Origin of the sequence: Rhodococcus sp. C-2 (assembly GCF_027854095.1) — a bacterium.
Classification (GTDB): domain Bacteria; phylum Actinomycetota; class Actinomycetes; order Mycobacteriales; family Mycobacteriaceae; genus Rhodococcus_F; species Rhodococcus_F qingshengii.
In genome coordinates this window covers 773,962-786,195 of sequence record NZ_JAQGFI010000001.1, presented here as the reverse complement: position 1 = coordinate 786,195, position 12,234 = coordinate 773,962, and the positions used below count along the sequence as shown (strand labels likewise).

Genomic DNA, 12,234 nt, shown 5'->3' with positions numbered 1-12,234 from the left:
AGGGTTGATTAGTCATAGTGCCGTTTCTCTCAGTGCATTAATTCGATAGAACTTGGAATGGATTGTAAAGCGCGTTCGTTTTCCAGGGATCAGAGTTGAGGTAAATAGGGAACCCGAGCGTTATTCGTAAAACTTCAACCTGAAAGTCGATACGTGTGGTAGTGACTAAATCGTCTCGCTGTCGTACGCTAAGAACGTATGGGTAGCCAACCAATCATCATCCGGCGCAGTCTCTTTGGCCTAGTTGGCTTGATTCTGGTTGGCCTTTTGATCGCTGGATTCATCTGTGGCCTGGCGTACTTCCTCCACACTCAAAACCCACGGGACACGACACCGATTGCGATCCTCCAGCTGATGGGCGTCGTCGTCCTGATCTCCACAGCGGTAACCGCCATCGTCTACAACCTGCACTCGATGACACTCACCGACAGCGGCGTGACGATCAAGAACTGGGGGAGTCTGTTCCTCAGCAGCGAGACTCACTGCGATTGGAATGAGATCGAAGACCTCAACGTGCAGCGAGGGGGACCATTGGCGTTCGTTGGTGGTTACGGCAATCTTCTAATCCAAACAGCAGGCACCGAGACGAACCTTCGTTTCAACTACTGCCCACGTCCTGAGTACTGGCGCGACTACATCGACCAGCGCAGCGAGGCGTCTCCTCAGCTAGTTCAGAGTGTCTCGTAGTCACGTTTGTCGGTTATGCCCTACTGTTTCACCACCAGACTTTCTGCAAGGAGAAACCGACGTGGGATACCCCGCACCGCCAGGCGGGCAACAGCCCTATCAGCAACCGCCGCGTAATACCACTCCGCTGTTCATTGCGTTGGGTGTCTGTCTTGTGGTGATTGTGGCGCTCGCCGTTGTCGTGGTGGCGCTTACTCGCGGCAATACGGATGCGAGTCAGGCGGTGTCTGTGCCTTCTTCATCGAGCCAGGCCTTACCGGGGGTGAATGCAACACCTGGCTCAGTAACCGAAGTGGTGGAGACAACCCAGCCTCCACCAACGACGGCGGTGTCTGGTGCGGGTCTCTTTGACAAGCAGCGAGTGTCGCCAGGGATGTGCGAGTCCAACGGCGTCTGTCGAATCGCTAGTCCTAGTGGCAATTTCATGTGCTATATCACCCCTGACAGTGCGAACTGTTCAGCCCCACAAGGCGAGCCGCTCGTCACTGGATTGCTTGTCCCACTAGGTGGTGGATCGGACCGAGAGATTCCAGCGACATCAATCTCCGTAGACAAGACAGGGAAGACCTCGGTTTACGCGATCACGGCTGGCGTATCGAAGATGGAAACCCGTGATCAGTTGCAGCCATACATCTTCCCGTACGGGAGCCAGATTCAGGTGCTGGGTTTCACGTGCGCAATGGATGCTGATACCGGGGTGAGCTGCCGCAATGATTCGACCGATACAGGGTTCTCGGTGACACGCGAGGGATACACGTTCTTCTGAGCGTTCCAAGATTTCATATCTAGTAGGGAGTGTAGTGTTGCGTAGGTCAACTGGCTACAGGTTCACCGCGTCTTTTGCGTTGATCGGATTGGCGCTTGCGTCTGGGGTGGCTTGTTCATCCGATCAGAATGAAAGCTCTGGTGTAAACCGATCCTGGCCGAACGGAATTGAGCGCGCTCCGGTGCCAGAAGACGGTGACGAGGGGTTCATTGAAACGAATGTGCGGGACTACCGAGAATCGGGCGTCTACCCGCGTGCGCGTGCCCACGTCACCTACATAGCTGACTCCACTGATCCAGTTGTGATGCAAAATCTCGCAAAAGCTTGTATCCAGCACTATCTCCCCGACTTTCCAGGTGTGGATTGTCGGGTGTACCCAACCCAGGCTGACTACGACGTATTGCCCCCAGGAGCGGAAGAGATTCCAGCTGAGGATCTTTTGCGGCCGTGTTTCAGCGTTTTCGGCTACATTCCGCCGTCTGGAGGCGACTACAACTTCGTTCCCTTCGACGGAACTGGACCTCTCCCTCCCGAGTGCCCTAGCGCGGGGTAAACCTCAGCGGAATCCGTCTGAGATCAATCGCTCAGCAACACTGTCGGGCATGGTCGAGCAAGAGTCCTCGCCGCGCTCTTCTGCGTGATCGAGTGCGGAGTCAGTAATCCCCACTGTCGCAACAGTGCCTTCCCATCCACCAAGCGAAGCGATCGAGCCGGGGTTGAACCTCGCGGCAATGTCCACCTTCTCAATCGCCAGCTGATCAGCATCGGGGCCGAGGTAGATCCCGCCGTCTGCTGCACGTTCGATGTACGCAGGTCGAGGCAGGACCCCTGATAGTTGGTTGGCGTTGTACTCACTCATGAACCAGGGTGGGGTGTTGAAGTAGTACCAACTCGCAGCACACACCCCGTTCAGGCCAGGACCGAACTGTGCGTAGTTGAGATACAGCTCCAAGATCCGCTGATCTGACATTGAGTAGCTGAACTCTGTCGCCATAACTGCTTCGAGTCCCTTACGGATAGCGCTACGTCCAGGCCAAAGAAAGATATTCTTCACCAACTGCTGGGGGACGGTTGATCCACCTACTCCAGCATCGCCGTCCATGTATTCCCTTGCCTTAGAGGTCAAGTCGCTGATCTCGACCCCACCAGCTCGCATACCAAGTCGCTGATCTTCGTGAGCGATTACTGCTGCAATCATGTATCGGCTGATGTGGTCGAGATCGACGTACTGATAAGCGATCGGGCCTTCGTCTTGCAGCATGAACGATGTCCGAGGTGGCGTGAACCATCGGTATGAGAGGGTCATCATCTCCGAAAGCACTAGGGGAGTGAGCATTACGAGCGCAACGTATATCGTCCATCGACGCCAGCAGGGGCGATGCCTGCGGGTGGCCGGCAGGTGTTCCGGCTCGTAGATCTCGTACTCGGGTTCCGGTGTGTGTACCCGCTGAGACTCGGGGAGCAGATCGTCGAGGGAGAGTCCCCGTGACCTGTCGAAAGCTGTGGTGTTGGCGGTATCCATGGGTGGCCTCCCAATTCTCTGGAAAATCACGCACGGGACAAATAGCCAGTGCATGTTGAGTTTGTCCACAGGTTCTGAGTTGTCAACAGGTTGTTTTCGGATGGCTTGGTTTTGTGGTGGTGGGTCGAGGGTGGTGGTTGGGACGCGTTTCGTATGGGCGGGCGCGGGGTGTGAGTGGTGGGGGCTGCGATGGCGAGGAATATGGCGTTGGGGGCTCGGGGTGAGGATGTGGCTGTCGAGTTCCTGATCGATGCGGGTTTGGAGATTGTCGAACGCAATTGGCGATGTCGGTACGGCGAGTTGGATGTTGTTGCGACGTCCGGTGATCGGATTGTGTTCGTGGAGGTGAAGACTCGGTCGGGTGTCGGGTACGGGAGTCCGGCGGAGTCGGTGACGTTCGCGAAGCAGCGTCGGATTCGGGTGTTGGCGATGCAGTGGCTCACTGATTCGGGTCGGTCGTGGTCGAGGGTGCGTTTTGATGTGGTGGCGGTGTTGATCGGCCGGGACGGTGTGCCTTCGGTCGAGCATTTTGTGGATGCGTTCTGATGGCGTTGGGGCGGGCGCATTCTGTTGCGGTCAGTGGCGTGGACGGGCAGATCGTGGAGATCGAGGCGGATATCGGGCGCGGGTCGCCTGCGGTGCATTTGGTGGGGCTGCCTGATACTGCGTTGCACGAGTCGCGTGATCGGATTCGAGCGGCGGTGACCAATTCTGGTGAGGAGTGGCCGGACAGCAAGGTGATTTTGGCGTTGTCGCCGGCGACGTTGCCGAAGGTGGGCAGTGTTTACGATTTGGCTTTGTCGTTGTCAGTTCTCGATGCGGCGAAGAAGTTGCCGCGGAAGTTGTTGCGGGAGACTGTGTTTTTGGGGGAGTTGGCGCTCGACGGTCGTTTGCGGACGGTGCGTGGTGTGTTGCCTGCGGTGCTTGCGGCGAAGCGGGCGGGGTGGGGGACTGTGGTGGTTCCGGCTCGGGCGTTGGCTGAGGCGGGCTTGGTGAAGGGGATCGAGGTGCTGGGCGCTGACGATCTGTCCGCGGTGATCGGGTGGTTGCGTGGGGAGTTGGCGCTTGCTGTTCCTGATGTTTTCGAGCGTGCTGGTGTGGTGGCGGTGCGGGATTTGAGTGAGGTTGTCGGGCAGACGGATGCTCGGTGGGCGATCGAGGTTGCTGCGGCGGGTGCGCATCATTTGATGTTGACGGGTCCGCCGGGGATCGGGAAAACGATGTTGGCGCAGAGGCTTCCGGGGATTCTTCCGCCGTTGACGGAGGGGGAGTCGTTGGAGGTGACGGCGATTCATTCGGTGGCGGGGGTGTTGCCGGAGGATCGGCCGTTGATCGATATGCCGCCTTTCATTGCGCCGCATCACAGTTCGTCGGTCAGTTCGCTGGTGGGTGGTGGTAGTGGGATGGCTCGTCCTGGTGCGGTCAGCCGCGCCCATCGCGGCGTGCTGTTTCTCGACGAATGTGCCGAGATCGGGGTGAAGGTGCTCGAAGCGCTACGCACACCACTCGAAGACGGGGAAGTGCGAATCGCCCGGCGGGACGGAGTTGCTCGGTACCCGGCGCGGTTCCAGCTGATCCTGGCCGCGAATCCGTGCCCATGCGCGCCGCCGCGAGACGCGGACTGCGTCTGCGCACCCGCGGCGCGTCGCCGTTACCTGGGGAAATTGTCTGGCCCGTTGTTGGACCGAGTCGACATCAGGGTCCGGATGCAGGCGGTAGCAACCGGAGCGCTGATCGACGAAGTGGGGGAAAGCACCAGCGATGTTCGTGCGCGCGTGGCGGCGGCTCGAGACACTGCAGCCCAGCGGTGGAGTGAGTACGGGTGGCGGACCAACGCGGAGGTACCAGGGCCGGCGTTGAGACAGAAGTTCAGACTCTCGCGTGCAGCGCTGGCACCGGTGGAACGGGCGCTGCGTAAAGGTGTCATCACTGCTCGTGGGGCGGACCGAGCGTTGCGGGTTGCCTGGAGTGTCGCTGATCTGGCAGGTGAGCCGATGCCCGGACCAGACCAAGTTGTCACCGCACTCGACTTTCGAGACAGGGGATTCCAATGACTGCACACGATCCACGACTACTCGCTTGGGCATATCTGTCCCGCGTCGTGCAGGGTCCTAGCGCGTATATGTCCATGTTGATCGACGAGCTCGGGGTCGAAGAAACTGCGAGGGCGGTTCGTAACGGCGATCTGCCACCCGCGATCGAGGAGAAGACGCGAGCCCGCGCTCACATCGACACAGCCCAACGAGACCTCGACCTGATGGAGGCGATGGGTGGCAGACTCGTAACACCGAACTGCGCCGATTGGCCGGCGTGGCGAATGCTTTCCTTTGACGGACTCGATCCTTCCGGGGGTGAGACGGCACCATTTGTGTTGTGGGTGTTGGGGTCCGGGGATTTGGTTGATCTGACCGAGAGATCGGTTGGAATTGTGGGCACGCGGGCATCTACTGCGTACGGCGAACACGTGACGGCAGAGATTGCCGATGACCTGGCTGTCGACGGATGGACCGTGATTTCCGGGGCGGCCTTCGGTATCGACGGGGCCGCGCACCGCGCTGCATTGGGCGTAGGTGGAAACACACTGGCTGTCTTGGCCTGTGGCGTGGATCGAGCGTATCCGTCAGGGCATGCGCGACTACTCAAACAGATAGCGAGTTCGGGTGCAGTGATAAGTGAATATCCGCCGGGCACAACACCTGCAAAGTTCCGGTTTCTGGCAAGGAATCGACTGGTAGCTGCGTTGTCGGACGGAGTAGTGGTGGTCGAGGCGGGTTGGCGCAGTGGTGCACGCAATACCGCCAATTGGGCTCGGAAGTTAGGCCGTCCCGTGATGGCGGTGCCCGGACCGGTTACCTCGGCATCGTCGACCGGATGTCACCGGATGATCCGCGAAGGTGAAGCGCAACTCGTTTCCAATGCCGTGGATGTAGTCGAAGCTTCAGGCCCATTTGGAGTCGGGGATTCCGCGGAGGATGCAGCCGCGACGCGTGACATCGACGCATTGCGAGGCAATTCTCGATTGGTATACGAAGCATTGCCGGGAACGGGGTCTCGCAGTACGCGTGAGTTGTCCGAGGAATCGGGATTGCTCATAGCTCAGGTTCGTGCCACTCTTCCTCTGCTCGAACTGGAGGGATTTGCAAGTTCTGATTCCAGTGGTTGGTTTCGGACGCGGTAGTACGTGAACTACTTCTGCGCCCGTCAGACCACGCGTGGCGATGCTCACTAATCGTTTGCGAAGACCGTGAATCGTCAATACCCGCAGCGCATCGGAAATGCCACGTCAGGGCTATTTTTCACGAATTTGCTCGACTGTGTGCAATGTAATTCTCGATGCGTTTCGCCGACCCGACCTGCAAGTTCGACGGGTCTCAGGAAAGCCTCAGGTCAATGTGCATGGAAGTCCGATTAGTCTGGATCACGATGACGGCGGGCATTGATTGACACCCGGCATCCGAGGGATGAATGTGCAGAATTTTCAGGGTCGTGTTCGGTCGAGGCAATGCCGCTAACCCGCTGCTAATTCGGACCATTGAGTCTGTTCGGAAACGGTGAAGGCTTTCGAACTTCTTTTGTTCATCAACGCTCTATCTGTGTATTGTGAAGGAGAATTGAATCGATCATTGAAAGAGGAGTGCAATGGCTGAGAAGCTGATTCGGCAACTCATCGACGACCTTGATGGTAAGCCGATTGACGATGGATTCGGTGATCGAATTGAGTTCTCTTACCAGGGAACGGATTACGTGATCGATCTGCGCGCCACCAATGCAGAGAAGTTCGACGCTGCGGTGAAGCCGTTCGTCGAGGCTGCTGCGAAGGTGAGCGGGAAGCGTGGCAAGAAGGCTCAGGCTGCATCTCCGCAGGCCACATCAGGTTCCGGACGCTCCAAGGAGACGCTCCAGGCCATCCGTGACTGGGCAGGTAAGAACGGTTACGAAGTTGCTCCGCGTGGGCGTATCAAAGCGGAAATCATCGACGCTTTCGACGCTGCACACTAGATTGAATTAAATACACCTCTGGCTCTCGGCGAACTTCGCCGGGAGCCAGAGGTGTATTTTACTGTTGCTTTGCCGAGTTCTCGGACAGCTTTGTCCGACAGGTCGTCCATGTGAAGCAGATCAGATAATTCGTCTATACAGCACCGAATTTACCCAGCAGATTGGTCGGTTTCTTTCGCTGGGTACAAAGGTCGACAGAGCGCTGTGTGGAGTCGCCGGCGAGGTATTTCGCCCTCGTGCTGCAATTGTCGTGTACATTAGTTAGGTAACACTAACTTTCGGAAGGATCTTTCTGTGGCCAAGCCGACAACTGCATTGACGGTTCTGCGGACCGAACAATTGACCCCGCATATGGTACGAGTGTTTCTCGGGGGACCAGGCTTCGAGTCGTTCACTCCCAGCGAATACAGCGATTCCTATGTAAAGATCGAATTCGGCACTCCTGATCAGCCGACACTGCGCACCTACACGATTCGTTCGTACGATCTTGATGCCAAAGAGATTGCAATCGATTTTGTCGTCCACGGCGACATGGGTGTCGCAGGTCCGTGGGCCGCGTCAGTTCAGCCGGGCGCTGAGATTACTCTGCGGGGACCTGGTGGCGCGTTTTCGCCGTCACCAACCGCTGATTGGTATCTCTTCGTCGGAGACGAGACCGCAATACCCGCTATTTCCGCGTCGATAGCGCGATTGGCGCCGAATGCGGTCGGCTACGCCGTTGTCGAAGTCGGGGGACCGGAAGACGAAATCGCGCTCGATGCCCCAGAAGGTATTGCCGTGACCTGGCTACATCGCGGGGCATCGTCCGACGCGGTCGGCGAAGAATTGGCGGGCGACAACGCTCCGGTTGTCGCCGCGGTCAACGCGCTCGAGTGGTTGCCGGGCGAACCACACGTGTTCATTCACGGTGAAGCGCAAGCCGTCATGCACAACCTCCGGCCGTACATTCGCAAGGAACGAAATGTCCCGGCGTCGGCTGCTTCTATTTCCGGCTATTGGCGTCGTGGTCGCACCGAAGAGGGCTTCCGGGTCTGGAAGTCCGAACTCGCCGCGGCCGAAAACTAACTCGCGGCGGCCGTGCCGCGAGTCAGCAACACGAGCGCAACGGCCGCGAGAACTCCGAAGGTGGGAATTGCAATTGCCATCGGAACTGCCGTGTCTTCTCCCGCAATTCCCACCAACGGCGAAACCAGCGCCGCCAAGCCGAACTGGCCCGCTCCCATCAGCGCTGAACCGGTCCCGGCCGCGTTGGTGACCTCTCCTTGGGCGAGAGCGGTCGCATTGCCCATGATGAACCCGATGCTCGAAATTGCCACGAACAGTGGGACCAAGATCAACCAGGTATTCGTGGAACTGAAAACCACGCTGGTGCAGAACAATACGGCGCCGCCCATGAGGAGTAGGCACACCCCGAAACGCAGCAGCGTGCGTGCTCCGACGCGACCGAGCAGGCGAGTGGTGATCATCGCTGCCGTGACCATTCCGGTGGCGTTCACTGCGAACGCGATCGAGAATTGTGACGGACTCAGCCCGAGAACGTTCTGAACGACGAACGGTGACGCGGAGATGTACGCGAACAAGGCGCCGAATCCGAAGACGAATGCGAGCGCATATCCGAGGTAGTGCCGATTGCGGACCACGTATCGCAGATTCGAGATCAGGGCCTTCAATCCGCCGCCGTGGCGTCGCTCGGGCGGAAGTGTCTCGGGAACGAGCAAAACGACACCAGCCACCATCACGGCGCCCGCGACAGCCAGGACCCAGAAGATTCCGCGCCATCCGACGGGGCCGAGAAGTGCGCCGCCGATCAGTGGCGCGACGACGGGAGCGATACCGCCGATGATCATCATGATGCTGAAGAGCTTCGCTGCGTCGTCGCCGCGCGCTCGGTCGGCAATACAAGCGCGGGCAAGAACGATGGCAGCGCCTCCACTCAAGCCCTGGACGAGTCGTGCACCGATGAGAAACTCGATGTTCGGCGCCACCGCGCATGCCGCGCCGCTCAGTGCCGTGATGATTGTCGCGGCCAGCAGTATTCGTCGCCTGCCAAGTCCGTCGGAGATCGGACCGATGATCAGCTGGCCGATTCCGAGGCCTGCCATGAAGGTGGTCAGCGTGAGCTGAACGCTGGCCGCAGTAGTGTCGAGTGCATCCGCCATCAACGGTAGGCCGGGCAGGTACATGTCGATGGACAGTGGAGCGATTGCGGAAATCAGTGCCAGTACGCACAACATCTTCAGAGGAATTGCTCGATTCACCGATCAACCCTATCGGCGAGGGAGCTTGCAGTTTCAATCGCGGCGAGCGAGCGTGTGTTCATGACTGACGCATTGCCGGCGAGCTTGAGCGTTCACCTCGATGCGTATGCCGAGCACCTCCGACTGAGCCGAGGCCGGTCGGAACACACGATCCGCGCCTACGTCGGTGACGCGCGGGCATTGCTGACCCATTTCTCCGCGGGTTCGGAGAATGCAGATCTCGACCGCCTCGACCTAAGTGTCATGCGTTCGTGGTTGGCCGCCCAGAATGCCGTAGGAACAGCCCGTACGACGGTAGCTCGACGGGCTTCTTCGGCGCGTGGGTTCACTGCGTGGCTCGCGCAGACCGGACGCATTTCCGTCGACCCGGGCACACGTCTGGCGGCTCCACCAGCTCGCCGGACGCTGCCGACGGTGCTGCGTCAGAGCCAGGCCCTCGACGCAATGGATGCGGCGGAAAGCGGTGCGCAGCAACAAGAGCCGCTCGCCCTGCGAGACCGACTCATCGTGGAATTGTTGTACTCCACCGGAATTCGCGTCGGCGAGTTGTGTGGACTGGACGTCGAGTCGGTCGATGCCGATCGACGATTGCTTCGTGTTCTCGGCAAGGGGAACAAGGAGCGGTCGGTGCCATACGGCCTGCCCGCAGAATCGGCACTGAACGGCTGGCTGGAGCACGGACGACCCGCGCTGTGTTCGGATCGGTCCGGGCGAGCGTTGCTCCTCGGAGTTCGAGGCGGCCGGCTCGATCAGCGTCAGGCGCGTTCGGTGGTCCACGAAACCATGGCTGCAATTCCAGGGGCTCCCGACATGGGTCCGCACGGGCTTCGGCACTCGGCTGCGACACATTTGCTGGAGGGTGGTGCGGACCTTCGTGTGGTCCAAGAACTCCTCGGTCATGCGAGTTTGGCGACCACTCAGCTGTACACGCACGTGTCGGTCGAACGGCTTCGATCCGTCCACGATCAGGCCCATCCGCGCGCCTGATTTGTGGAGCGACGCGAGTTCTCGGCTGGTATTTGGTAGCGTCGCAGCTCAGAAGAGTGAACAATCGGCAAAGTTCGATCGTCGTATCGAGACACGCGATTACATGCGATATCCGGGGGATTCGTGAACCGCCAAGATGTGAAGCACCTGCCGAACAGCGGCCAACCAGCCTGGCTGTCCGAATCGCCGCAACCGGCTCCCGAGCCGGCGCCGACGCCGGAGCCTGTGGCGCGACTGCAAGAGGTCTGGTCCACGCCACCGCCACCGTCGAGCCAACAGCAGGTGACAAACCAGGATCTGGTTGCCGAAGCTTTACTGAAACGCCCGAAACGGACGCCGCGTGGCGGCTGGCGTAGGGGATTGCATCGTGCGACCGGAGGTGTGGTCAATCTGGGGGATTCGACCAACGAACAGCGCAACCGTGCACTGGCCGCCCGAATCGAGCAGCCGATCCGCAACGACTACCGAGTCGCTCTGCTCTCGCTCAAAGGCGGCGTGGGCAAGACGACGGTCACGGTTGGACTCGGTGCGACGTTTGCTTCGCTGCGTGGTGACTGCGTCGTGGCGGTTGACGCCAATCCCGATTTCGGGACTTTGGCACAACGTGTTCCGCTGCAGACCAATTCGACAGTGCGCGATCTGATTGCTGCTAGACCGGACATAAAGAGCTATTCGGACGTTCGAGTGCACACATCCCAGTCGTCGAGTCGTCTCGAGGTGCTGGCGAGTGAGCAGGATCCGGCGATTTCGGAGGCATTCAGCGAGGCCGACTATCGCCAGGTCATCGACATCTTGCAGGTCTACTACAACATCATCCTCACTGATTGCGGTACCGGGATCATGCACTCGGCGATGAACGGCGTTCTGGATCTTGCCAATTCGTTGGTTCTCGTCAGTTCGCCGGCAATCGACGGAGCGCGCAGTGCAGCGGCAACGCTCGATTGGCTTCAGTTGCACGGATACGGCCATCTGGTCGAGCGGACCGTCGTCGTCATCAGCGCCGCCAGACCCGGGTCGAGCGTCATCGACATGGACGCGTTGGTGGACTATTTCATGCGTCGATGCCGCGCCGTCGAGGTCATTCCTTTCGACGAGCATCTCGCGGAGGGGTCGGTGATGGACCTCGAATTGATGCGACCGGCCACCAGACGAGCGTTCATGGAACTGGCAGCGATGGTGGCCGACGACTTCGCGGACGCTGTGGGTCGGCACGCCGTTTCCGAATGGCACTGATTCTGCGACCGATTTCTGCGACCGATCAGCCTCCTTTCAATGGCTTGAGCCTGAGCGGTTGCGACCGAACCAGTCCGAGTGGATCGAGATACTCGCGTCCTCTGCGCAAGCCCCAGTGCAAACATGCTTCGACAGCGCACCCTTCGTGCCCGGTTTCGAGGGTTCCGATCACTGACCTGGCTGCGACGCGTTCACCTGTGCGAACGACTGCGGTGACGGGTTCGTAGGTCGTGCGTAGGCCGCCGGAATGATCTATCGACACCGTCGGCTTTCCGGCGACCACTCCCGCGAACACCACGATGCCGTCGCCGGCCGCGAGGACGGATTGGCCGGCGCTGCCGCCGAGATCGACCCCGCGATGACCCGGCAGCCAGTTCTCGGCCGGTTTGTCGAAAGCGCGTTCCACGTGCGGCCGAGGAGCGAGCGGCCAGTCGAATCGCGTGTCTGCTGACGCCGTGCCTACGGCGACACAGCAGGAGATCACGGCAAATACCACGCCTCGTCGAGCTCCGCGCAAGATCGTCATTCCTTGATCTTGCGTGGAGTAGCGCACGCTTCAATGCAGATCAGACGGGTAATCCACAAGGTAGCCGCCGATCCACAACCGCCGGTTCGGTCTGTTGCTACCGGGGTGGTTATGGCATCGGGGGACGAGGACGTACACTTGTCGAGCGGTCTGTGCTCGCACAGTCCGACTTCGCGCGCCCGCGCACGTTTTCCGGCCTCGGCTGGTCCTGGTTCTCACGAAACAGGTCCGACGGCCGTGCGGGTGCCAGGGCAGG

General features: G+C 59.7%; 12 protein-coding genes. 9 read left to right on the top strand and 3 right to left on the bottom strand.

The window, feature by feature from the left end:
- Positions 1-198: 198 nt before the first annotated feature.
- On the top strand, positions 199-687 hold the full coding sequence (locus tag PCS43_RS03525; protein WP_073513749.1) for a hypothetical protein: 489 nt from the start codon (positions 199-201) through the stop codon (positions 685-687).
- A gap of 61 nt (positions 688-748) precedes the next feature.
- On the top strand, positions 749-1,453 hold the full coding sequence (locus PCS43_RS03520) for a hypothetical protein (RefSeq protein WP_143173159.1): 705 nt from the start codon (positions 749-751) through the stop codon (positions 1,451-1,453).
- Positions 1,454-2,009: 556 nt separating this feature from the next.
- Here the strand turns inward: PCS43_RS03520 and PCS43_RS03515 are convergent.
- On the bottom strand, positions 2,010-2,975 hold the full coding sequence (locus PCS43_RS03515) for a transglycosylase domain-containing protein (RefSeq protein ID WP_178377384.1): 966 nt from the start codon (positions 2,973-2,975) through the stop codon (positions 2,010-2,012).
- A gap of 189 nt (positions 2,976-3,164) precedes the next feature.
- On the opposite strand from PCS43_RS03515, the gene PCS43_RS03510 reads away from it, so the two are divergent.
- The 5 genes from PCS43_RS03510 (at position 3,165) to PCS43_RS03490 (ending at position 8,039) form a co-directional block, all read left to right on the top strand.
- Complete coding sequence (locus tag PCS43_RS03510) at positions 3,165-3,521, top strand: YraN family protein (protein ID WP_037130401.1); 357 nt, start codon at positions 3,165-3,167, stop codon at positions 3,519-3,521.
- On the top strand, positions 3,521-5,029 hold the full coding sequence (locus PCS43_RS03505; protein ID WP_209908330.1) for a YifB family Mg chelatase-like AAA ATPase: 1,509 nt from the start codon (positions 3,521-3,523) through the stop codon (positions 5,027-5,029). Before PCS43_RS03510 ends, PCS43_RS03505 begins: the two co-directional genes overlap by 1 nt.
- Positions 5,026-6,153: a DNA-processing protein DprA gene (gene dprA / locus PCS43_RS03500; protein WP_209908332.1), complete on the top strand. Its 1,128-nt coding sequence runs from the start codon at positions 5,026-5,028 to the stop codon at positions 6,151-6,153. The genes PCS43_RS03505 and dprA overlap by 4 nt, the downstream gene beginning before the upstream one ends.
- 461 nt (positions 6,154-6,614) lie before the next feature.
- Positions 6,615-6,974, top strand: a complete 360-nt coding sequence (locus tag PCS43_RS03495) for a histone-like nucleoid-structuring protein Lsr2 (protein WP_003942721.1) — start codon at positions 6,615-6,617, stop codon at positions 6,972-6,974.
- 294 nt (positions 6,975-7,268) lie between these two features.
- Complete coding sequence (locus PCS43_RS03490; RefSeq protein WP_209908335.1) at positions 7,269-8,039, top strand: siderophore-interacting protein; 771 nt, start codon at positions 7,269-7,271, stop codon at positions 8,037-8,039.
- Here the strand turns inward: PCS43_RS03490 and PCS43_RS03485 are convergent.
- Positions 8,036-9,208 (bottom strand): multidrug effflux MFS transporter, encoded by a 1,173-nt coding sequence (locus PCS43_RS03485; RefSeq protein WP_007734871.1) that lies wholly within the window; start codon positions 9,206-9,208, stop codon positions 8,036-8,038. The genes PCS43_RS03490 and PCS43_RS03485 overlap by 4 nt on opposite strands.
- 84 nt (positions 9,209-9,292) lie before the next feature.
- Between PCS43_RS03485 and PCS43_RS03480 the strand changes: the two genes are divergently transcribed.
- A complete protein-coding gene (locus PCS43_RS03480; protein ID WP_003942767.1) occupies positions 9,293-10,219 on the top strand; it encodes a tyrosine recombinase XerC in 927 nt (308 codons plus the stop codon).
- Between the two features lie 123 nt (positions 10,220-10,342).
- Positions 10,343-11,452 (top strand): MinD/ParA family ATP-binding protein, encoded by a 1,110-nt coding sequence (locus tag PCS43_RS03475; protein ID WP_003942711.1) that lies wholly within the window; start codon positions 10,343-10,345, stop codon positions 11,450-11,452.
- A gap of 25 nt (positions 11,453-11,477) precedes the next feature.
- Here the strand turns inward: PCS43_RS03475 and PCS43_RS03470 are convergent, their stop codons facing one another.
- Positions 11,478-11,978: a M23 family metallopeptidase gene (locus PCS43_RS03470; RefSeq protein ID WP_042924423.1), complete on the bottom strand. Its 501-nt coding sequence runs from the start codon at positions 11,976-11,978 to the stop codon at positions 11,478-11,480.
- Between the last annotated feature and the right edge of the window lie 256 nt (positions 11,979-12,234).